General features: G+C 42.4%; 23 protein-coding genes. 6 read left to right on the forward strand and 17 right to left on the reverse strand.

What is annotated here, in order from left to right:
- The first annotated feature begins 343 nt into the window (after positions 1-343).
- Both L4C54_RS07725 and L4C54_RS07730 read left to right on the forward strand, forming a co-directional pair.
- Positions 344-787, forward strand: coding sequence for a DUF2850 domain-containing protein (locus tag L4C54_RS07725; protein WP_428800731.1), 444 nt, complete (start codon positions 344-346; stop codon positions 785-787).
- Positions 788-1,006: 219 nt separating this feature from the next.
- A complete protein-coding gene (locus tag L4C54_RS07730; RefSeq protein ID WP_428807710.1) occupies positions 1,007-2,113 on the forward strand; it encodes a mechanosensitive ion channel family protein in 1,107 nt (368 codons plus the stop codon).
- Positions 2,114-2,165: 52 nt separating this feature from the next.
- Here the strand turns inward: L4C54_RS07730 and L4C54_RS07735 are convergent, their stop codons facing one another.
- On the reverse strand, positions 2,166-3,908 hold the full coding sequence (locus L4C54_RS07735) for an Ig-like domain-containing protein (protein WP_428807711.1): 1,743 nt from the start codon (positions 3,906-3,908) through the stop codon (positions 2,166-2,168).
- A gap of 365 nt (positions 3,909-4,273) precedes the next feature.
- The gene (locus tag L4C54_RS07740) at positions 4,274-4,501 is read right to left on the reverse strand and encodes a DUF1289 domain-containing protein (protein WP_428807712.1); all 228 of its coding nucleotides are present in this window, start codon (positions 4,499-4,501) and stop codon (positions 4,274-4,276) included.
- Between the two features lie 134 nt (positions 4,502-4,635).
- Between L4C54_RS07740 and L4C54_RS07745 the strand changes: the two genes are divergently transcribed.
- Entirely contained in the window at positions 4,636-4,917 is a 282-nt protein-coding gene (locus tag L4C54_RS07745) for a hypothetical protein (protein ID WP_428799779.1), read from the forward strand.
- 4 nt (positions 4,918-4,921) lie between these two features.
- On the opposite strand, the gene L4C54_RS07750 is transcribed toward L4C54_RS07745, so the two are convergent.
- The 4 genes from L4C54_RS07750 to L4C54_RS07765 form a co-directional block, all read right to left on the reverse strand.
- Positions 4,922-5,347, reverse strand: coding sequence for a nuclear transport factor 2 family protein (locus tag L4C54_RS07750; protein ID WP_428807713.1), 426 nt, complete (start codon positions 5,345-5,347; stop codon positions 4,922-4,924).
- Between the two features lie 164 nt (positions 5,348-5,511).
- Positions 5,512-5,994: a YehS family protein gene (locus tag L4C54_RS07755; protein ID WP_428807714.1), complete on the reverse strand. Its 483-nt coding sequence runs from the start codon at positions 5,992-5,994 to the stop codon at positions 5,512-5,514.
- A gap of 145 nt (positions 5,995-6,139) precedes the next feature.
- Positions 6,140-6,454 (reverse strand): YkgJ family cysteine cluster protein, encoded by a 315-nt coding sequence (locus tag L4C54_RS07760; protein ID WP_428799776.1) that lies wholly within the window; start codon positions 6,452-6,454, stop codon positions 6,140-6,142.
- Between the two features lie 81 nt (positions 6,455-6,535).
- Positions 6,536-7,234: a pseudouridine synthase gene (locus L4C54_RS07765; RefSeq protein WP_428807715.1), complete on the reverse strand. Its 699-nt coding sequence runs from the start codon at positions 7,232-7,234 to the stop codon at positions 6,536-6,538.
- Positions 7,235-7,446: 212 nt separating this feature from the next.
- Between L4C54_RS07765 and L4C54_RS07770 the strand changes: the two genes are divergently transcribed.
- The gene (locus L4C54_RS07770; protein WP_428807716.1) at positions 7,447-7,608 is read left to right on the forward strand and encodes a CCGSCS motif protein; all 162 of its coding nucleotides are present in this window, start codon (positions 7,447-7,449) and stop codon (positions 7,606-7,608) included.
- 65 nt (positions 7,609-7,673) lie between these two features.
- Here the strand turns inward: L4C54_RS07770 and rplT are convergent, their stop codons facing one another.
- The 4 genes from rplT to thrS all read right to left on the reverse strand — a co-directional run bounded on the left by rplT (position 7,674) and on the right by thrS (position 10,852).
- Positions 7,674-8,027: a 50S ribosomal protein L20 gene (gene rplT / locus L4C54_RS07775; RefSeq protein WP_017034714.1), complete on the reverse strand. Its 354-nt coding sequence runs from the start codon at positions 8,025-8,027 to the stop codon at positions 7,674-7,676.
- 40 nt (positions 8,028-8,067) lie between these two features.
- A complete protein-coding gene (gene rpmI, locus L4C54_RS07780) occupies positions 8,068-8,262 on the reverse strand; it encodes a 50S ribosomal protein L35 (protein WP_428799773.1) in 195 nt (64 codons plus the stop codon).
- 107 nt (positions 8,263-8,369) lie between these two features.
- Positions 8,370-8,927 (reverse strand): translation initiation factor IF-3, encoded by a 558-nt coding sequence (gene infC / locus L4C54_RS07785; RefSeq protein WP_428807955.1) that lies wholly within the window; start codon positions 8,925-8,927, stop codon positions 8,370-8,372.
- A complete protein-coding gene (thrS, locus tag L4C54_RS07790; RefSeq protein ID WP_428807717.1) occupies positions 8,924-10,852 on the reverse strand; it encodes a threonine--tRNA ligase in 1,929 nt (642 codons plus the stop codon). Before thrS ends, infC begins: the two co-directional genes overlap by 4 nt.
- 516 nt (positions 10,853-11,368) lie before the next feature.
- Between thrS and L4C54_RS07795 the strand changes: the two genes are divergently transcribed.
- Positions 11,369-11,719 carry a DUF3316 domain-containing protein gene (locus tag L4C54_RS07795; RefSeq protein ID WP_428807718.1) on the forward strand — a complete coding sequence of 117 codons (351 nt, stop codon included), beginning with the start codon at positions 11,369-11,371 and terminating at the stop codon, positions 11,717-11,719.
- A 78-nt stretch (positions 11,720-11,797) separates the two neighbouring features.
- Here L4C54_RS07795 and L4C54_RS07800 read toward each other — a convergent pair whose 3' ends face one another.
- Positions 11,798-12,025 (reverse strand): hypothetical protein, encoded by a 228-nt coding sequence (locus tag L4C54_RS07800; RefSeq protein ID WP_428807719.1) that lies wholly within the window; start codon positions 12,023-12,025, stop codon positions 11,798-11,800.
- A gap of 50 nt (positions 12,026-12,075) precedes the next feature.
- Complete coding sequence (locus L4C54_RS07805) at positions 12,076-13,458, reverse strand: MATE family efflux transporter (RefSeq protein WP_428807720.1); 1,383 nt, start codon at positions 13,456-13,458, stop codon at positions 12,076-12,078.
- A gap of 104 nt (positions 13,459-13,562) precedes the next feature.
- Here L4C54_RS07805 and L4C54_RS07810 point away from each other — a divergent pair, with 104 nt between their 5' ends.
- Positions 13,563-14,462 carry a LysR family transcriptional regulator gene (locus L4C54_RS07810; RefSeq protein ID WP_428807721.1) on the forward strand — a complete coding sequence of 300 codons (900 nt, stop codon included), beginning with the start codon at positions 13,563-13,565 and terminating at the stop codon, positions 14,460-14,462.
- A gap of 48 nt (positions 14,463-14,510) precedes the next feature.
- Here the strand turns inward: L4C54_RS07810 and L4C54_RS07815 are convergent, their stop codons facing one another.
- From L4C54_RS07815 to L4C54_RS07835, 5 genes are all read right to left on the reverse strand, one after another.
- Entirely contained in the window at positions 14,511-15,020 is a 510-nt protein-coding gene (locus L4C54_RS07815; protein WP_428807722.1) for an RNA methyltransferase, read from the reverse strand.
- Between the two features lie 186 nt (positions 15,021-15,206).
- Positions 15,207-15,518, reverse strand: a complete 312-nt coding sequence (locus L4C54_RS07820; RefSeq protein WP_428807723.1) for a c-type cytochrome — start codon at positions 15,516-15,518, stop codon at positions 15,207-15,209.
- A 114-nt stretch (positions 15,519-15,632) separates the two neighbouring features.
- On the reverse strand, positions 15,633-18,329 hold the full coding sequence (locus L4C54_RS07825; protein ID WP_428807724.1) for an arsenate reductase (azurin) large subunit: 2,697 nt from the start codon (positions 18,327-18,329) through the stop codon (positions 15,633-15,635).
- A 2-nt stretch (positions 18,330-18,331) separates the two neighbouring features.
- A complete protein-coding gene (locus L4C54_RS07830; RefSeq protein ID WP_428807725.1) occupies positions 18,332-18,931 on the reverse strand; it encodes an arsenate reductase (azurin) small subunit in 600 nt (199 codons plus the stop codon).
- Entirely contained in the window at positions 18,928-20,172 is a 1,245-nt protein-coding gene (locus L4C54_RS07835) for a cytochrome-c peroxidase (RefSeq protein WP_428807726.1), read from the reverse strand. The genes L4C54_RS07830 and L4C54_RS07835 overlap by 4 nt, the downstream gene beginning before the upstream one ends.
- Position 20,173 lies beyond the last annotated feature (1 nt).

Genomic DNA, 20,173 nt, shown 5'->3' on the forward strand with positions numbered 1-20,173 from the left:
TACCATAAAGGCATACCGCCTTTAACTGCTTAGATTAATGTTTTAACCAAAAACGAAATTAATCTCAAGAGAGTTTTAATACAACAATCAGATTCTTATGCTGTTCACGTCGTTGCAAACTGATAACCTGTGCTAATGTCTTCAGACAAAACTTAACTTTAGACCTATCATTTAACTAGTTCATTTGGGCTAAAGATCATACTTTTTCATCCACCGTTTGATTGAGCCTCACAGATAGTACAACCTAACTTTTCAATCAAATATATTTATAGGAAAACTAATGGCTGTGGTCCGCGGGAAACGTCCAGCAAAAACATCCCCAAAACAAAAACATAAGTCCATGATGACAAGAGAGCAGTTCATTAGAAGTGCCCTATTTACAGTCTTAACAATTCTGGGCATTTCGTTTGGTTCGCTAACCTATTTTAGCTACCAAGAGTACGTGAATCCCGAACATGTCTATGGCAGCTGGATAGAGATTGGCTCACCTAAATACGATACAGACATTCTCACGCTCTCCGCTGACGGCGTTTTTCGCAACAAACGATTGATTACCACTACATTTAATTTTGACGGTAAAGAAATCAACCTCAATACTGGTCAAGGTGAGTTCATCTATCAACTGTCTGGAACGCCTAATTCCCCACAAATTAAACGTGTTCACCCAAGCGGCCCAATAAAGCGATTTATCAAACAAGGCTATGAGCATACCGTCGATAGTGATAGTGCGGGGGTCGGTAAAAATCGGCGAGCCGCGCTATCTGAGCACTTTAATAGCAAAAAATAGCCCAACTCCATATCTGTGTGATCAATATAACTATTAACTAAAATGTGAATTTGAAACATATTTTCAGCATTATTCAGTCTCATTCACATGAAACCTCTCTTTTTCCCTCCTCCCTTCTAAACAATCACACTAATTTCTCTTTATGTTAATTGTTTGATTTTTAAAACCTTGAGAACGTTTTATAATTAATACCGTTATTTACCAATATAGAATATTCCTATGGATGGATTCCTGACTCAAATTCAGATCTTTACTCAAGCATTACTGCAAAGTGAAGGAAACAGTATTTACTTTATTACTGCTGCTAGTTTGGTGGCGTGGGTAGCGTGGCGTATCTCGTATACTCGTTTAGAAGCACTCACAGAAAAAACTTCTTTCCAGTGGGATAATTTAACTCTAAGTGCACTAAAAACACCGATTAGCACCCTAATTTGGTGTTGGCCCGCGACCATTTCACTTGGTGTTTTACTGCAAGATCACTTTAATAGTCAGCTAAATTGGCTGAATACGTTAAAGCTCATTTTGGTCATCAGTATTTTTGTTTGGATTACATTACGATTCATACACAACGTTGAACATTATGTTTTAAGTCAAAAGAAACGCGATGAAACGACTGTTCAAGCAATCGCAAAGGTAGCTCGACTATTTTTTGTCACCATAGGACTACTTACGACCATGCAAGCCTTCGGCTTGAGCTTATCTGGTCTTTTGACGTTTGGTGGTGTAGGTGGCTTGATTGTTGGTCTAGCAGCCAAAGACTTACTATCGAACTTTTTCGGTGGGATGATGATTTACTTTGATCGCCCATTTAAAGTAGGTGATTGGGTTCGCTCTCCAGATCGTCAAATTGAAGGAACGGTAGAGCGTATTGGTTGGAGAATGACGATAATTCGAACTTTTGATAAACGCCCTCTTTATGTTCCAAATTCCGTATTCAGCAGCATCGTGGTTGAAAATCCGTCTCGAATGCTCAACCGACGCATCAAAGAAGATATTGGTATTCGATACAAAGACAGCAAAAGCTTGGAACTCATTGTCGCTGAGATAAAATCAATGCTTCAAAACCATCCTGATATTGATAATCAACAAACATTAATTGTTAACTTTAATGCGTTTGGTCCATCTTCACTCGATTTAATGGTGTATACATTTACCAAAACGGTCAATTGGATTCGTTACCATGAAGTGAAACAGAACGTGTTAATGCAGATATTGGCTATCGTCCATAAACATGAGGCTGACATTGCATTCCCGACTCAAACGCTTCAGTTTGATCCTCGAAATGCAGGGCTGGATACTCACTTAAACAGCATGGATATACGTTAAGTAAAAATAGCCATACTCACTGAGAGTATGGCTATATAAATATTACACTGTGTTACTTAACCGTTACTTGGATAGGTTGATCACTGTGGGCATGTTCGAACATTGCCGTAACCTCAGCGGTCCCAGTACCTTGTGCTTGTAACATGCCAGAGCTTGTAACGGTCACAACATCTCTGTTGTTACTTACCCATGTCACACCATCCTGTACCTCTTCGGAACTAAAATCTGAGTAAAATACCGTTACTTTAGCGGGTACAGTTGCGCCGATTTCCATAATTGGTTTGCCCGGATTCAATACAAGATCTAGGATATCGGAATCGTTAACATACATAGGTAGCGATGAACTCCTCGCACCATCTAGAGCGGCGTAAACGGTCGTAAAGCCAGCATCATGAGCAGAAGCTAATCCGTCATTTGTAACTGTTAACAAGCTAGGGTTACCTGCTGTCCAACTAGCGATATCTGTAATATCCTCTGAAGTACCATCTGAGTTATGGGCAAACGCTTTTAACTGCTTTGTAGTGCCAACTCGCATGTTATGCGTGTCAATTTCAATGGTAATGTCGTCAATAGCACTATTACTTACAAACAAGCTAACTGGTTTACCTTCATAGCCGTCTAAAGTTGCATAAACTTGTGTAGAGCCTTGACTAACCCCTGTAGCAAACCCTTTTGATGACATGCTCGCTACGTTTTCATTAGTGCTTACCCAGCCAACAATGTCTGTCACATTGGCAGTTGAGCCGTCATGATAGATTACTCGAGACACATATCGGCGGCTATCGCCTTCAGCAATCGTCGCATTATCCGGTGACACGAATAGCTCAGCAATCGAGTCGTGAATTGCATCGCCTAAAACGATCAAAGTGCCAGAGTCACTTACTTTGTCTTCAAGTGATGCTGAAATTTCGATCGTGCCCGGTTTGATACCTGTTGCTTGACCACCTTCTTCAATGCTCGCAACTAACGAGTCACTGCTGTGCCAAGTTACTTCATCTGTAACATAACGAAGATCTCCGTTAGTGAAGCCTGCAACTGCGCGATAGTTAAATGTATTCTCAACTTCAATCACCGCGTGACCATTTGAAATAACAACACCAACTACATCTGAATCAGTCTGAACCTGTTCTTCTTCAGCGACATGAGAGACAGGATCACTATAAACACCTTCTATTTTAGCGACAATATCACTACTGCCTGAGCTTATAGAAAAGGCAAAACCGTCTTCATTAATCACTGTGCTCGTGTTGTTTGAACTCTCCCAATGAACCTGAGGAGTAATATCTGCAGATGTTCCATCGGAATAATGCCCATAAGCAGCGTATTGCTGCATTGAACCTTGGTAATGATATTGTCCATTGGGTACGATCGAAACGGATTCAATTGGAAACGAGTTAATGTTCAATGACACGACATTAGATTCAATACTGTCGTGATTTGAACTTATAGTTACTACGCCAGAAGAATCGTTAGGAATATGAATTGTACCTTGGTGTAAAGCGACATCCTCATCATTAAGCTTCCATTGCACTTCATGAGTAACATTAGTTTTGCTGCCATCTGATAATGTACCAGTCGAAGCTACTAATACATTAACGCCAGGATTAATGACTGTACGTTTCGTACCTTTTAGAAGATACGAAGCATCTACTGTAACTACCAGTTCGGTTAGTGCAGGCGTAGAAGGTGGATTGGGGCTATTAACTGTGTCGGTAGTATCAGAAGAGTTACAACCCGTTAATGCGAGCATAGCACTGGCTATTAACGCAGCACCTTTCATTTGTATCGAATTCATCTTTATCTATCTCACTTTTGTTATATCTAATTTCATGTAATACATAACGGAGATACTAAAGCCGAACTTAATTAGATATCAAAGGGGTGAATAGATAAGAACTAAAAGACTATAAATATTTATAACAAAGGATAAGTGAGTCGGATGAAATCAATAGATGCATATGCGGATCGCATCGAGTTGACACTGAATTGATATAACTATCTATTTTGTAATTCGTGATTAGTTGAGCTTCACAACCCAAACCTCATACTAACCAGTTTTAATTGAATTAAGATCACTCACTGTAAATAACCCCATGAGAATCAATCCATTAAGCTGAACCAAGATCGTTATATGAGTGGCATTCTTTTATTTTTATATATTTACAGCCGATTTGAAGGTTTTTTCCTGTCTTTACAGAGTGTTAATACCTGTTGTTTGTCTATCGGTGTCATTGAGTTCCAAGCAAGTATTTCTTCCAATGTTCGATAGCAGCCTAAACAAACATCGTCTTCATTTAGACAACAATGCCGGATACAGGGAGAATCTATATTATTAGTCTCCAAATCTGAGCCTATTGTGTGCTTTGATTTGTTCATAAATCCCTCCATACTCGAAATTTAGTCGTAGCGGCGAAATATGTCTATATACGGGCTCTATTAGGTCACATTGATTAACCCTTTTTAGGGGTTGGCATTGAGGATATTGGGACTAAAATAACCAACTTGCTAGTGAAGAGTTTATTATGACAAACAAGCCAAACAGAATTGATGCTATGCAACAAATTATCGACGCTGTTACAGCTGAGTTCCCACTCTATCAATCTGATACATTTGTCTGTGGTGTCGACAACAGCTGTATGGGCTGCCCTAAAAAGTTGATGGAGTTGGTTGATGGTGAGTTGTCGTATTGGCAGCATCAAATAAATCGAGGGATATCACCAGGTTTTGACGAATTAGATCGCTTTGGTAAGTTATGCAAAAATGTTCGCCGAGCTTTAGTAAGAAATGGTCGGGTCAATTCATAGTGTTTCAGCTCGTTACTGTCGGATACGCACTTCCCTCTTCTTGAGAGCCTGCTGCCGTAGATGCATGACGATGAATCCATAACCATCGTTCAGCCTTTTTAAGAGTCACTGTCCACCTTACCGGTACTTGTAATAACTCATTGCCAGCCATTAAATGAATAATGAGTGTTTGAGCAACCACAGCATGATCATCACTCACAATAACGTCACACCACTTCCATTCAAACTTAGTCGCCGTTGCTTCAGAGAAGTTTCTTAAAAAGAGGCCTCTAACCGCTCCGGTTCCGGTACATAGTTCATCGGCTCCTGTCCCAATAACAGAGATACTTTCACTTTTATCGAAGACATCCATCAATGCGCTTATATCTTTATTGCAATAAGCTTGTGCGTAGCTCTCTAACGTTGCGATGATTTTCAGTTGCTCAGACATTCTGATTACTCCCTAATTAATAGGAGTGTAGTGACTGATACTGGGAGTGTGGATTAAACGCGGGGAAATTTGTGAGCGGTACACAAAGTTAGACTCAAAAAATAAAGAATCTAGCCTTTTATCTAACAGGTGAAAGAATCTCGACTGCTCACTGGAAAGCGGTATTAGTCTTGGAACTCACTCTTGTCTTCTGGACGTAATTGGCGTTGTACACCCATCAGGAAGTTTCTCAGAATCTGATCTTTACACTCACGATAGTGCTTATTATCCGGTTTACGGAAAAACGAGCTTAGCTCATGCTTACTCAATCGGAAATCAACTAGCTGTAAGATCTCTATGATATCTTCCGCCTTCAAGTTCAGGGCGATACGTAACTTCTGAAACACCATGTTATTGTTTAAGTTACTTTCAGGCTTTGGCTGTTCCCCTTCACGCTTACCACGCTTTAAGTTAATTAGACCATTTAAAAACGAAGACAGATCCGTATTTTCAAGCTTGATATATGACTCGTCTTCTTCCTTTTTCAACCAACCTACAACTTGCTCTTCCGTCACTTCAATGTCTGCTAGAGAAAAGATCTCAATCATCGAGCTGTTCTTAAAATTGAATGTGTAGCGAATACGGCGCACAATATCATTATTGGTCAAAATAGTTCCTAGTCTTAGGTAAGCCCAGTGCAATCAATACGATTACTGGAAGAGCGGAGGATTCTAGCAGACTTGCCTTTACGCCCCTATTAAATCTTTAAGCATTGATTATCGATAAGTGCTAACTACTCTTAGGCACTTAATTTTACGTAGGGGGGAGTAATTCATCTCTTTCGTCACGACACTCATATGAACCCATTTCGAACTCTCGACAAATTAAAGGTCGGTTCTCATAAATCGTGCACATTAACGTTTCACGGTCGACCGCAGAGCACCACCCGTCATCAAGGCGGAGCATCGTCTCACCACCCCACTGATCATAAGCAATGTGCTCTTCTGGAACTCCAGTATCTGTAAGGATCATTACCTCGAGACGGCAGCAACACGCTTGGCAGTTTGAGCATAAAATCTCTGGTGCTTTATCTTCTTCCTGAATTATGTTTTTAATCGGTATGGTCATAAGTATCTACTATTAACTCAATTGCTGCATAGTACTCCAAAGTGACGACTAATTCGAAGTTCGTTTTCATAACTGTTTAAATTAACTATTATGATTATTAAACGACTTTACTTCATCCGACGTCAAATATCGCCATTCACCAACACCCACATCAAGCAAGACCTCGCCAATGCTTTCGCGATGTAGTGAAACAACTCGATTACCAACCGCCGCGAACATACGCTTTACTTGGTGGAACTTTCCCTCCGTTATGGTTAGTAACACCTCTTGAGGACTAATCACCCTTAAGGTCGCCGGAGCAGTCAGGTGCTTCTCTCCTTGTAGTTTAATGCCCTGTTCAAACTTATGTGCAACATCTTCAGCGATGGCTTTAGACAAACTAACCCGATAAACCTTTTTACACAATTTACTCGGTACTGTGATATTAAACGACCACCTTCCATCATCTGTAATCAGCACTAACCCTGTCGTATCCGCATCTAAACGCCCCGCAATGTGAAGCTCAGATGCTTTGTCGACGTCTATGTAATTGAATAAAGAGGGATACGCTTCATCAATATTTGAACATATCGTTCCTGAAGGCTTGTTCATGAGGATGTATCGAAAGTCGCGAGCTTCCAATCGAATGCCATTCATTTTAATTTCATTATTTTCATGGACTTGGATTGCCTCGTCGGTCGTCACGTTATCATTAACACAAACGGCCCCTGAATGGATCTGCTCTAGGGCTTCACTTCTAGTGAGTTCAGTACTTTTACAAACAAATTTATCAAGTCGCATTTTAAACAACAGCCATAGACGTAATTGGATAAGGCATTATCCTCACCTACGTAGATTTGGCAATATATCGAGATAGGAGATACATAAAGAAGAATCATCACGGCTAGGAATGTTTTGGGTTTAAATTGATTAGGCGCAAATACCTGACTAAATCACTCTGATACTGTATTGAGTAAATTGGCTACTTAATCAAGATAGACAGGAAATCATAAATGACATTTTCTATTAAAAAGATATTTTCAGGAAAAGACGAAGAAGCTAAAGCAGTTCAAACACAAGAAGCGAGTGCAGAGAATCGTTCAGTTGAAGAAACTAAAGAGGAGAAAAAAACAAAGCACGACTCTCCAACAGGCTGTTGTGGATCATGCTCTTAGGAAGATATTTGACGCAATAAAAAAGGAGAGCCGAGGCTCTCCTTTTTCGTAACTATAACTGCTAATTAAAGAGCAGCTTTAGCTTTTCCAACTAGTACTGCGAAAGCAGCTTTGTCGAATACAGCGATATCAGCAAGGATCTTACGATCGATTTCGATAGACGCTTTCTTAAGACCGTTGATGAAACGGCTGTAAGACAGACCATTTTGACGAGACGCAGCATTGATACGAGCAATCCAAAGTTGACGGAATTGACGTTTCTTGTTGCGACGGTCACGGTATGCGTATTGACCAGCTTTTGTAACTGCTTGGAAAGCTACGCGGTAAACACGTGAACGTGCTCCGTAGTAACCTTTAGCTTGTTTTAGAACTTTCTTATGACGTGCACGAGCTTGTACACCACGTTTTACGCGAGGCATTATGCTTCTCCTAAATAAACGATTATTAAACTAAAAAGAATTAAGCGTATGGCATCATACGTAGAACAGCAGCCACTTCACATTTAGGAAGGATTGCATTCGGACGTAGTTGACGCTTGTTCTTAGTAGTACGCTTAGTCAGGATGTGACGTTTACCAGCGTGCTTGAACTTAATACCACCAGCAGTTTTCTGGAAACGCTTAGCAGCACCTTTGTTGGTTTTCATCTTAGGCATGATGAATAACTCCGCATTGTTGAGTAGTTAATAACATAGTAATCAGGGCGAACAAAACACATCCACTGAAACAGCAGATGCATTTTAGTTACTTGTAAGGCCTTTAATTACTTCTTTTTCGGCGCCAATACCATAATCATCTGGCGACCTTCTATTCTCGTTGGGAAAGATTCGACTACTGCAAATTCTTCAGTATCCGCTTTCAAACGATTAAGAACGTCAACACCGATGCTTTGGTGGGCCATTTCGCGGCCACGGAAGCGAATTGTTACCTTCACTTTGTTGCCGTCTTCTAGGAAACCAGTCAGGTTGCGTAGTTTTACCTGATAGTCTCCAATATCAGTCCCAGGACGGAATTTTATTTCCTTAATCTGGACCTGCTTTTGCTTCTTTTTCTGCTCTTTCGCAGCTTTGCTCTTCTCGAAGAGGAACTTACCGTAGTCCATCACACGACAGACTGGCGGCTCGGCGTTAGGGCTGATCTCTACGAGATCCATACCAGCTTCATTAGCAGCTTCAAGTGCTTCAGCAATTGATACTACACCAACGGCTTCGCCGTCAGCGCCAGTTAGACGAACTTCACGAACGCCACGAATGTCACCGTTTAAACGGTGCTGGTTTTGCTTGGCCGGTTGTTGGCCACGTCTTCCGCCTTTAATAGCTATTCCTCCAGATTGAGCTTACGGCTTGAAACTTCGGCTTGGATGTATGAAATAAAGTCATCCACTTTAAATTTGCCTAGGTCTTTGCCTTTACGAGTACGAACTGCGATTTCACCGGCTTCCATTTCTTGGTCACCACAAACCAACATGAACGGTACACGTTTCAAAGTATGTTCGCGGATTTTAAAGCCTATCTTCTCATTTCTCAAGTCCGCTTTTACTCTAAATCCACTTTTTTGCAGTTTTTTTGTAATTTCTTGCACATATTCGGCTTGTTTGTCAGTAATTCCCATGACAACAGCTTGTTCTGGCGCCAACCAAGTTGGGAAGAAGCCAGCGTATTCTTCGATAAGAATACCGATGAAGCGCTCAAGAGAACCCAAAATTGCACGGTGAATCATAACTGGCGTGTGACGCTCGTTGTCTTCACCCACATAAGTTGCACCCAAACGTTCTGGTAATGCAAAATCAAGCTGAACTGTACCACATTGCCATGCACGGTCTAAACAATCATGCAGTGTGAATTCAATTTTCGGTCCGTAGAATGCGCCTTCACCTTCTTGGATTTCGAAAGCGATATCCATCGATTCTAGAGCAAGCTTTAGATCGGCCTCAGCACGGTCCCACATTTCATCAGAACCAACACGCTGTTCAGGACGAGTAGATAGTTTCACAACAATGTTTTCAAAACCAAACGTTGTGTAAGTATCGTAAACCATCTCAATACACGCTTTCACTTCTTGCTGTACTTGTTCTTCAGTACAGAATACGTGTGCATCATCTTGAGTAAAGCCACGTACACGCATAATACCGTGTAGTGCACCTGATGGTTCGTTACGGTGACATGAGCCAAACTCAGCCATACGTAGCGGTAGATCGCGATAAGACTTCAAACCTTGGTTGAAAATCTGAACGTGACCAGGACAGTTCATTGGCTTAATTGCGTATTCACGGTTCTCAGAGTTAGTCGTGAACATCGCATCAGCGTATTTGTCCCAGTGACCAGAACGTTCCCAAAGAACACGATCCATCATTAATGGACCTTTTACTTCTTGGTAATCGTATTCAGTCAGTTTTTCACGAATAAATACTTCAAGGTCACGGAAGATAGACCAACCATTATGATGCCAGAAGACCATACCCGGCGCTTCTTGCTGCATGTGGAAAAGGTCTAAGTGCTTGCCGATCTTACGGTGGTCACGCTTAGCAGCTTCTTCAAGACGCGTTAAGTGCGCCTTAAGTGCTTTCTTATCGTGGAATGCTGTACCGTAGATACGTTGAAGCATTTTGTTGTCGCTGTTACCACGCCAGTAAGCACCCGCTACGTTAAGTAGAGTGAAGTGCTGACAGAAACCCATATGTGGAACATGTGGACCACGACACATATCGATGTATTCTTCATGGTGGTAAAGACCTGGACGATCGTCTTTTGAAACATTCTCATCCAAGATTTCAATCTTGTACGTTTCACCGCGAGCTTCAAACGCATCGCGTGCTTCCTGCCAGCTGACTGTCTTTTTAACAACTTGATATTTGGTCTTAGCCAACTCTTTCATACGCTTTTCGATCTTATCTAGATCGTCTTGCGTTAAAGAGTGCTCTAAATCGATATCGTAATAGAAGCCATTGTCGATTGTCGGACCAATCGCCATTTTAGCTTCTGGGAAAAGTTGCTTTACAGCGTGACCCAGTAAGTGAGCGCATGAGTGGCGAACGATCTCAAGACCGTCTTTCTCATCTTTAGCTGTGATGATTTCTAGACTAGCGTCATTTTCAATAAGATCACAAGCATCAACACGGTTACCATCTACACGACCGGCGATGGTTGCTTTAGCAAGACCAGGTCCGATAGATAGAGCAACGTCTAAAGTTGATACAGGGTTTTCAAATGGGCGCTGACTGCCGTCAGGAAGAGTAATAATAGGCATTGTTTGTCCTTTACAGTGGTGTTGCATACCAAGCAACACATGTTCAGTAATATGTTTTGTTAGCAACAAAACATGTCTAAATTAGAGTTCAATATTGATGTCGATACAAATACGAATGTACCTAAAAAAATACGAACGCGCATTGTAACTCAAAGAGATAAAATAACAATCCATGTCACAATTTATCACTCGGCATAAACCTGTGTAAGTTAGCGAGTGATTACGCTAGATACGTTTTCTTCGATAACAAAAGTCGCATATCTCACGATACGTAAATCATCTATCACCAACTTCTAATGAACTACATTCCTAATTTTGTTGCCATGCTGACATTCACTGTTGTGCACACAACTCTTTAACATACAGGCAATCAATGTCAGTAAACCCATTACCAAAACTAGATGAAACCTTACTTAACTTGACTGACCCCTTACAAAGCAATGCGTAGTATCAATTTTGCCAACTCATTGGACATTCCCCTCTTATCTTGTAGACAGAGGAATTAACCGGAGAATTATGATGAAAAAAGAAATCCTACTTATCGCAACACTTATGGTTAGCTCAACCAGCTTTGCTGCAGTGAACACTCAAACTTCTGAAAGCAAGTTCAAAACAGATGCGTTTGCAACCCAAGAGCAAGCCTATCACGCAGGGTATGATCTCATGGACGAGTTCAAAGTAATGCCAACTAATCAACTTATGCAAGAGTTGCCGATTTATGAAAACAATGTTCAGCGCCCAACGGTAAAGGTCACGAACACAAAGGTAACCATCGAAGAATTTTCTGAGGAGCGTGGAAAAATACAATACCGCGCAGTTGTGGAAGTTGATTATCAATATAAATACCGCGAAAGCCGTAATAGCTGATAAATCCAATAAGCCCTAGATAAGCGATTATCTGGGGCTTTGTTTCAAACTCTTGTTCACAAACATACGTTGATAAGGCTAGCTTTTTTCACCGCTTTTTTGTTGCTCTTTTTCGTGCTTGTAGCCCATGGTACGGATATGCTCACCGTGAATAGTGTTTTTCATCAGCTCCCACAGTGCAGCTAAGAAGCGTTTATGCGCTTCATGATGGCGAATGTACTTGATATGGATAAATACATAGATTGCCAAAAACACAGCAAACGCAATCGTCACACCATACGCTTCATATAAACTCATAATATTCATAGTAATAACCTTATAAATTCAATCTAATAATCAATTAATCTGCTAAACAATTAATCTGCTAAACAATTAATCCACTTTTTGCTACGGAATCGGTAGATACAAGCAAACCATTTAAATATTGTTTCTAGGAAGAACATTGCAAAGACAATATCGGGGGTAAACCCTAAAACAAGCGCGCCAATCGCAGCTAGCGGAATGCCAAACAGCCATTGGGTAAACAAATCTTGATACAAACAGAACTTCACATCCCCACCAGCACGTAAGACTCCAACAACCATTGTCGTCGGAAGAGATCGCAAAATAATACCAATACAAAGAATGGAATAGAACTTGTCAGCTAACTGCCTTGTGTCCTCTTCTAATGCCCCAAACATTCCAAGAATTAGGTCTTTACAAAGGTACAGTCCGAGAGAAACTGCTACGGTGACAAAAAATGCAATGATGGTAAATTGTATCGCCAACGAATAAGCCGCTTCTGGTTTGTTAGCACCAAGTTGATTGCCAACAATGACAGAAGACGCATTTGCAATACCAACCAAGAAGCTAAGTGAAAACGCCTCAATTGGCGTGATAACAGCAAATACCACTAACCCCTGTTCACCACTTCTACCCATAATGGCGGTATATGCAAATAAGCCCGCTGACCATAATAGGAAATTCACCGTTGTTGGAAATGCGAGCTTTGTAAACTGACGAATGCGCTTTGAACAAAGTGCGGCTTTTAAGTCCTTAATCCCAAAGCACAATATGTGCTTGCGATAACGCAGGTAGGCAATGGTAATCAATACTTCTAAGACGCTACTAATCACCGTTGCAATAGCCGCCCCTTTCAAACCTAAAGCTGGAGTTCCAAAATGACCAAAGATCAGTACCCAGTTTAAAAAGATATTAAGACCTACACCAATCCCACTAAGCCATGTGCTCGTAGACGCTTGATGAGCTGAACGCAGACCCGCCGCGATGCTGCCCGAAAAGGCGACACAAAAAAGACTCAATCCGGTGATTTGAAGATATTCATGACCGAGTTGCTGAACAAGCTCCAATGAAGAAGAGAGCCCAATGATAAAATCACCAACCAGCCAAAACAGGCTTAATGGTATAAGAGCGGCAACCGATGCCATCATCCAACTCAGCGCAATACTACGAGTAACACCAAGGTAGTCTTTGGCACCAAAATATTGCGCGGCTAGCATCGCCCCACCCGTTGTAACACCCGACAATAATATCGTTGCGACAAACAAAGCACGACCCGCCACACCGACGGCTGCAATATCCTGCTCAGACAACTGACCGATCATAATCAGATCAATCAATCCCTTGCTTGAAAAAAGGATGGTTTGCAAGGTAACAGGAATCGCAATACTCAATATACTGACGAGTAATGCCTTATCAAACCACCTGTTTTTTTGCTCTGCTAAATAAGAAGTCGACACAATACCATTCCAGCTAAAATAAAAATCGCTCGCAATTATGATTCGAATGATTCAACATTAAAACCCACTTATGCAGGGGTATTACGTTCAAGAGAGGGCAATTCATGCATACTTTAGAGCAACTTCACGCTTTCATTGCCGTTTTTGAGCAAAAATCGTATAGCGCTGCGGGGCGTAAGCTAAATAAAGACCGAACTACAATTAGAGAGTTGGTTAAATCATACGAGGACAACCTTGGTTTCTCTTTATTTGAGATCCAAGGGAGAAAAGCTCACCCCACTCCCTACGCAACTGAATTAGTGAAACAGGCTTACTTAGTTCTTAGACAGAACTCCAAGCTGACCGAATACAGTAAATCTATATACACCACGCCTAAAAGCATCATCAATATTGGATATGACGCTGACTTTCCGTTCGAGTTTATTGCGGAGCTAGAACGAAGACTACATGGCAAGTATCCACACCTAACTGTACATTGGAGAAAAACCACTCGCCTAAAGGGTGTTCCTTTAATTGCGAAAGGAACATTAGATTTCGCTATTTTACCGACCCGAAATCGAGTTGAACCTGAATACCCTTTGCAATTTACATTGCTTGGGTACATATCCTACGGCTTGTATGTCGGCAAACATTCCCGATTAGCGAACAAAACTGTGTTTACACTTGAAGATGGGCAATTTGAGACTCAGTACCTTAGCGAAAATGCATGGGAGGCTGATGGCATTATAAAAGAGTTCTCATCTCAGACACGGCAGGTCAGCAGCAATCGTCTTATTGTCCACCTTTTACAAAACGATGGCTGGGCGATCTTACCCAATGATTATGCAAACGATGAAGTGAATAAAGTGAAGTTGACAAAGTTAGAGAGCAATATTTTAGCTAACGATGTAAAGATTGGGTTTGGCTATTTCCATCAGATAGGTCAAGAACAGAGCAGTACCATTCAACACATTAAAAAGTGGTGTGATGAACTGGCTAAAACTTTCTTTCAATCAGCCGAGTAAGTTGTACTCGGCGATTACGTTTGGCGACATTATATCTATTTTCGCGAGTTAGCCTTTCACAACAAGGTGATTGCGATTATCACGGCTTGATTTAATTAACGTATCACTCGTATCCATGGTAGACGACTTAGCAAGGCGGTCATATAGCAGAACATTGACCGAAGCGGCTAAGTTCATGCAACCAATGGTTGGTACGTAAACCACATGATGCGCTCTATCTGCTACGTCTTGAGAAATTGAACCATCTTCAGGACCAAAAATATAAATCACATTCTCAGGGTGATCGAACTCAGGTAGTGGTGTTGCACCTTCTGCAAAATCCACACAAACAATGTGAGTCTCTTCTGATAGATTATCAAGAAACGAATCCACGCCATTCAATGGGATCTTACTGGTTATGTTTTTTGTGTCAGTTTGAAACTTAGAGGCCTTTTCATAGCGCTGACCGGTATATTGAACCTCGTCCGCTTGATAGCACCCTGCTGCACGCATTACTGCACCGACATTTGATGGGCTTTTAGGGTTAGTCAGCCCAATGGTAACGCGTGATTTTGTCATAATTGATCTCTACAGCCTACAAGTGGCTTTGGTGACACACTGCTTGAGCATATCAAAACAGGTTACAAATTTGAGGCGGCATTCTAGCAAAAGGATATTTGTTGTGGAAGATGAAGAAAGACAATAAAAAAGGCAGCTTCACCACAAAGCTGCCAAGACACTTAAACTACATGATGAAGTAATGGCTTATTTCATCTCAGCATAGAACGCCGCAATATTGGCTATATCATCGTCATTTAATGCAGCGACCATTGCGTTCATAGTTGGATCTTTACGGCTGCCGTCTTTAAACGCCTTCATCTGCTTGACTAAATACCCTGCTTTTTGACCCGCTAGATTTGGATATGAATCCATTGGTGAAATGCCATTTGCACCATGACACGCTATGCAAGTGCCCGCCTTTGCTTTACCTGCACTGGCGTCTGCTGCAATCGCTGAACCCGAAGCTGCAAGCCCAAGAACAGACGCTGCGATTACTAAGGCTAGACCATTTTTCATTGATTTCTCCTTGTCTCTTTTATTATTTAGACAACATTTAATTATTGAATCCAAAAAAGAAAAAGCACCGAATGCCCTACACATTCGGCGCCTCCCTTTAGCTATGTACCTTCATTAAACGATATTCCTTGGTGCAAACGAGAATGCACGGAACTCATTTTTATATTTGGATTCACCAAGCTTCTTAATATTGGCGACCCCGATCTTAAAGTTATAGTTGCCACTGATTTGGTCAACAACACGTGTTGTCAGCGAGTTAGAGGGTTGGCGCATATCAATCATATTGGCATAAAGCGCGCCTTTCTTAACGGCTGGAGTCACGATAGCAACAGCAGTTACAGCGGCCTTATCCAATTTAATATGCCCATTTTTCATCAGGCTACTGAACTGGAAGTCGTCACCATGAACACCCAAAATAGTGTCTTTGAAGTTAGCGACACGATCAGAGTACATCATCACCTGATCACCAGATTCGATACCTCGTTTCTTGGCATCCTCAGGGTGTATCTCAACCCAGTTCTCAGGCCAACGTTGAATAACGTAAGCACGGCGCTCAACATCATCAAAACCTGACTGCCAAATCTCATTGATTCGACCGTTCGAGAACCACAACTCATCTTCTTTCGGTTGCAGCCATGCATAAAAATCACTAAACAGATCCCAAGGGTGTTTCTGCAGATTGACCTTACCTGTTTGGCTGTTAAACCCGGTGAGCTGTTTCTTCAATACATTGGCGCCTTGCGGGCCATCCGCTAACCCTTTTTTATCTAACTCCGCTTGAGTCATTTCAGTGTCATGTAGACGCTTGGTGCCAACCAGCTCTTTGGTGTCGTAGTTATAGAACACCGGCCCTTGAATACCATCCGTCCCATATTCTCTGAGCTTTTCATGCAGAGTTTTACCCTCTGCGTGAGCAGCCACTTTGATCATATGGAAGTCTTTACGACTACCGCGGCTAAAGCGAGACGCTTCCTCAGCCACGTCGTTCGAGTTATTCCAATCAAAACCGTCATAACCCATACGGGTCGCTAGTTGGGAAATGATCCACCAATCTGGTTTTGCATGACCCGGCGCATCTGCAAATTTCTGGTACAAACGTAAACGTCGTTCACCATTAGCACGCATGAAATCCTCTTCACCCCATGTTGCTGCTGGAAAAACGATGTCCGCAAATTTGGCTCCAATAGGATCGCGCAGATAGATATCTTGGTTAATAACTACCATACCGCCTGAATCCGCTCGTTTTTTCAGCGTATCAATAATCTCTTGCTTATCGTAGCTATAGACCTGATGTGGATTCGCAGTAACCAGCTCCCAGAATTTCTTCTGCAAACCTTGGCTGCCACACATCGCTTGGATCCACGTTGTGCCGATAACATGCGCAAACCGAGTATGACCTGAGTACAAATAACGGTCAGTATCAATCGAACGACGACGGCGTCCTGGTACTTTCTCTGGTGACTTGTTTCTTGGCAGTTTACCTCCTGATTGACCTCCACGTTGGTGACCACCGAAACGACCAACAACACGACCTTCCCGTCCACCCGCACCAACAATGGTCGCAAGTGAAGAGATAGCGTTGGTGTTACCCGTGTTATTAGACCAGTAAAAACCTTTTTCGATACCAATAGAGGTTTTAGGTCGTACGCCATCGACTGGTTTAGCTAACATTTCTGCTGCTTTATAGATCTTATCGACATCTATACCGGCCATTCCAGCCGCGTAGATTGGATCAAACTCTTTCTGATCGAAGTTCCATTTCTTGTAGCCTTCTAAGCCATCGGTTTGGAACTTGCCCCAAGTGGTTCGCCATTGCCAAGGTGTGTTACGAGTACCTTGACCAAAGCCGGAACTGGATTCCCATTTATTGTTTACCCAGTTTTGGATCCACTCACTGTCTTCCCAGCCATTTTCTAGGATCACTCGGATAATCGCCCCAACAACCAAGTTATCGGAACCTGGGTTTAAGTCGATATGCAAGCCACCGTGTTTCTTAAGCCACGCAATACCAGCCGTTTCACGTGGGTTCAGCATGACTGTTTTCATACCGCGTTGAACTGCAGGCATAATGAACTGAGTGAAAATAATGGTTTTCGTTTCGTATGGGTCGGTACCACAAATCATCAAGGTGTCAGCAGCGCCCCAATCATCGTAACTTGGACCAAAGTTATCAAAACCCGCGTCACGGAAACCCGGTGTTGACGTTACATCTGATGGGGTATCGTGGAAGGTAAAGTTAGCTGTATTCACATGGCGAAGTGCATACTTGGTGATCGCGTAGGTATTCTCAATATACTGATATGAGAAAGTTTTTACGCCATATGCATTAGTACCGTGAGTATCAATAACATGCTGACCAACCTCTGCGGCGATATCTAACGCAAAATCCCAAGGTACAGGTTGTAAGCTGCCACCGATTCGAACCAGTGGTTGAGTCAAACGGTCACGTGTACCCGTTGACGGGTTATAGAGTTTTTGAGCCAACAAGCCACCTCGCATAGACGAATCGCCCATTTTGTTTACGGCTTTGGTGTCTTTATCGGGTACAACAATAACGTTATGTGGTTTGCCTTCGTGCATTACTACATTATGCTGAGCAGGTGCAACCCACGCTTGAAGAGGCGCACTTGGAAAGTTAATTCCAAATGCATTTTCATCAGCCTTTTGTCCACCATTGGCCTGCTCTAACGGCCAGCGGTAAACCTTATAACCACAAGCAACGACACAATAGTCACAAGCGGTTGTGATCACATCGGCATTCTTAGGGGGAAGCGGAGCGTGATCTTCTGGAATATAAAAGTTAGTGGTCATTGTTACGCCTCCTGCATCGCAATGATGTTATCCGTTCGACCAAATAGCAGCCCCATAATGCCCACGGCATAGATCTCATCACCCTCAAGTTCAAGAAGCACTTGAGGTAAGCTTTCGTAAGCTTGGCCTGAGACGATAATGCCGTGACGACGCATATCAAAGGTCGATAAGTGGAAAGGACACTGACCTAACACACGATGCTCGCCAACGACTTTGTACTGACCATTCATAGGTCCGCCTTGGTGCGTACACATTAATGAAAAGCCAACAACATCTTGCTTAGGCCCAAGACCCCCACCCGCCTGCACACCCATCTTAACGAGTAGACCTTGTGAATTAGGGCCATCGTCTGGGTAGTTAAAATACATAGGTTCGTTCTCTTTAAGCTCACTTAACTTGCCCAATAGTTTTCTTGGGTAACCTACAACTCGAGCTTGAGTTCCTTGTGCCTGGGCTGTACCCGGGAAGAGCGTTAATGACATGACACTTGCCGTTCCGGCAGTTGCGCCTGAATACATTAAGAAGTCTCTTCGTGACATCATGCATTTGCGATGTTCCGACGCACTCTCTTTCTTATTTGATTTATCTTGATCGATACTCATTTTTTCACCTCCATCAGCTCTTCCTCGCTGAACAGACGTTTATCTTCAGGTATTACCGGATAGTCCATAACAAGCTTCTCTCCAGAGAAGGCATCGAGGAACGCGAGTAAATCCAACTTTTCCTCTGCCGATAACCCAAGAGGTGTCACTAACGGGCTCTTAGTTTGAGGGAAATCCGTTGAACGACCATCAGCGGCTACACCACCACGGTCATAGAAATCCACGACATCAGAGAGTGTTGCAATGGTTCCGTTATGCATGAATGGCGCAGTGTATTTGGTGTAACGGATACTTGGTGTACGGAATTTACCTTTCATGTTTTTTCGCTTACCACGGAAATAAATACCGGGGTCAGCCTTAGTTTCACGGTACATCTTCTCGTTAGAGCCTTTAGCATATAGCTCGTAACGGAAAGTAATTTGTGCCATTGGATCGTTTTCCCAGCGCAAGTTTGTTGGCACACCTACGTTGTAGTTTTTTTGATCCGATGCGAGTGCACCGTTATGACAAGCAATACACTTCGCTTTACCTTCAAACAAAGTTTTACCAGCAAGTTGCTGCTCACTCAGGGCTGATTTATCACCGAGAAGGTATTTGTCCAATGGGGTATCTTTTTGAACCAAAGTACGTTCAAAGGCTGCGATGGCTTTCCATGCATTACTGACTTTTGGATAGTTATCACCGAAGATGTCATTAAACTGTTCGACGTATTCGGGCACGAGTGCCAAACGCGCTTCCATAATGTCGTCTTCACCGTTACCCGCTACACCACCTTTTGCTGCACTTTTCGCCTGACCTTCTAACGACTTAGAAGATCCCGCCCAGAACAGCTTTTGGTAGTAAGCCGAGTTAACAATGGTCTGGCTGTTACGCCAGTGAACCGTGCCAGGGTAACCAAGTGATAGATCCGCTGGAAAATCCCAACCCAGCGCAGGATTGTGACAAGCAGAACATGGCGACGACATATCCCCACCTAATCGGCCATCGAAAAACAGTTGATATCCTAACGCCACTTTTTGAGGTGTTGTCGGGTTATCTAAAGGTGTCGGAACTTCACCTAACGGAGCTAATGCTGGATACTGCTTCCCATCGAGCTCAATTGCAGGTAACGCTGCCGCTACTTCTTCAGCCGTTATTTTCGTTTCAACCTCTTTCGCTTCTTGTTTCGCACAAGCTGGCAATGCAGTGATGGTCAATAACATCGCAGCCATTGCAGACAAGCTGATTGCATTCGTTTTCATG

The sequence above is a fragment of the Vibrio lamellibrachiae genome, assembly GCF_050337265.1.
Taxonomy (GTDB): Bacteria; Pseudomonadota; Gammaproteobacteria; order Enterobacterales; family Vibrionaceae; genus Vibrio; species Vibrio kyushuensis.

Bases quoted from the DNA above. Each gene is read 5' to 3' on its own strand.
- L4C54_RS07725 (WP_428800731.1), top strand. From the start codon at position 344: ATGACAAGAGAGCAGTTCATTAGAAGTGCCCTATTTACAGTCTTAACA.
- L4C54_RS07745 (WP_428799779.1), top strand. From the start codon at position 4,636: ATGACAAACAAGCCAAACAGAATTGATGCTATGCAACAAATTATCGAC.
- L4C54_RS07750 (WP_428807713.1), bottom strand. From the start codon at position 5,347: ATGTCTGAGCAACTGAAAATCATCGCAACGTTAGAGAGCTACGCACAA.
- L4C54_RS07835 (WP_428807726.1), bottom strand. From the start codon at position 20,172: ATGAAAACGAATGCAATCAGCTTGTCTGCAATGGCTGCGATGTTATTG.
- L4C54_RS07795 (WP_428807718.1), top strand. From the start codon at position 11,369: ATGATGAAAAAAGAAATCCTACTTATCGCAACACTTATGGTTAGCTCA.
- L4C54_RS07740 (WP_428807712.1), bottom strand. From the start codon at position 4,501: ATGGAGGGATTTATGAACAAATCAAAGCACACAATAGGCTCAGATTTG.
- L4C54_RS07760 (WP_428799776.1), bottom strand. From the start codon at position 6,454: ATGACCATACCGATTAAAAACATAATTCAGGAAGAAGATAAAGCACCA.
- L4C54_RS07730 (WP_428807710.1), top strand. From the start codon at position 1,007: ATGGATGGATTCCTGACTCAAATTCAGATCTTTACTCAAGCATTACTG.
- L4C54_RS07825 (WP_428807724.1), bottom strand. From the start codon at position 18,329: ATGACCACTAACTTTTATATTCCAGAAGATCACGCTCCGCTTCCCCCT.
- rpmI (WP_428799773.1), bottom strand. From the start codon at position 8,262: ATGCCTAAGATGAAAACCAACAAAGGTGCTGCTAAGCGTTTCCAGAAA.
- L4C54_RS07735 (WP_428807711.1), bottom strand. From the start codon at position 3,908: ATGAATTCGATACAAATGAAAGGTGCTGCGTTAATAGCCAGTGCTATG.
- L4C54_RS07815 (WP_428807722.1), bottom strand. From the start codon at position 15,020: ATGACAAAATCACGCGTTACCATTGGGCTGACTAACCCTAAAAGCCCA.
- L4C54_RS07810 (WP_428807721.1), top strand. From the start codon at position 13,563: ATGCATACTTTAGAGCAACTTCACGCTTTCATTGCCGTTTTTGAGCAA.
- L4C54_RS07830 (WP_428807725.1), bottom strand. From the start codon at position 18,931: ATGAGTATCGATCAAGATAAATCAAATAAGAAAGAGAGTGCGTCGGAA.
- thrS (WP_428807717.1), bottom strand. From the start codon at position 10,852: ATGCCTATTATTACTCTTCCTGACGGCAGTCAGCGCCCATTTGAAAAC.
- L4C54_RS07765 (WP_428807715.1), bottom strand. From the start codon at position 7,234: ATGCGACTTGATAAATTTGTTTGTAAAAGTACTGAACTCACTAGAAGT.
- L4C54_RS07800 (WP_428807719.1), bottom strand. From the start codon at position 12,025: ATGAATATTATGAGTTTATATGAAGCGTATGGTGTGACGATTGCGTTT.
- rplT (WP_017034714.1), bottom strand. From the start codon at position 8,027: ATGCCTCGCGTAAAACGTGGTGTACAAGCTCGTGCACGTCATAAGAAA.
- L4C54_RS07770 (WP_428807716.1), top strand. From the start codon at position 7,447: ATGACATTTTCTATTAAAAAGATATTTTCAGGAAAAGACGAAGAAGCT.
- L4C54_RS07820 (WP_428807723.1), bottom strand. From the start codon at position 15,518: ATGAAAAATGGTCTAGCCTTAGTAATCGCAGCGTCTGTTCTTGGGCTT.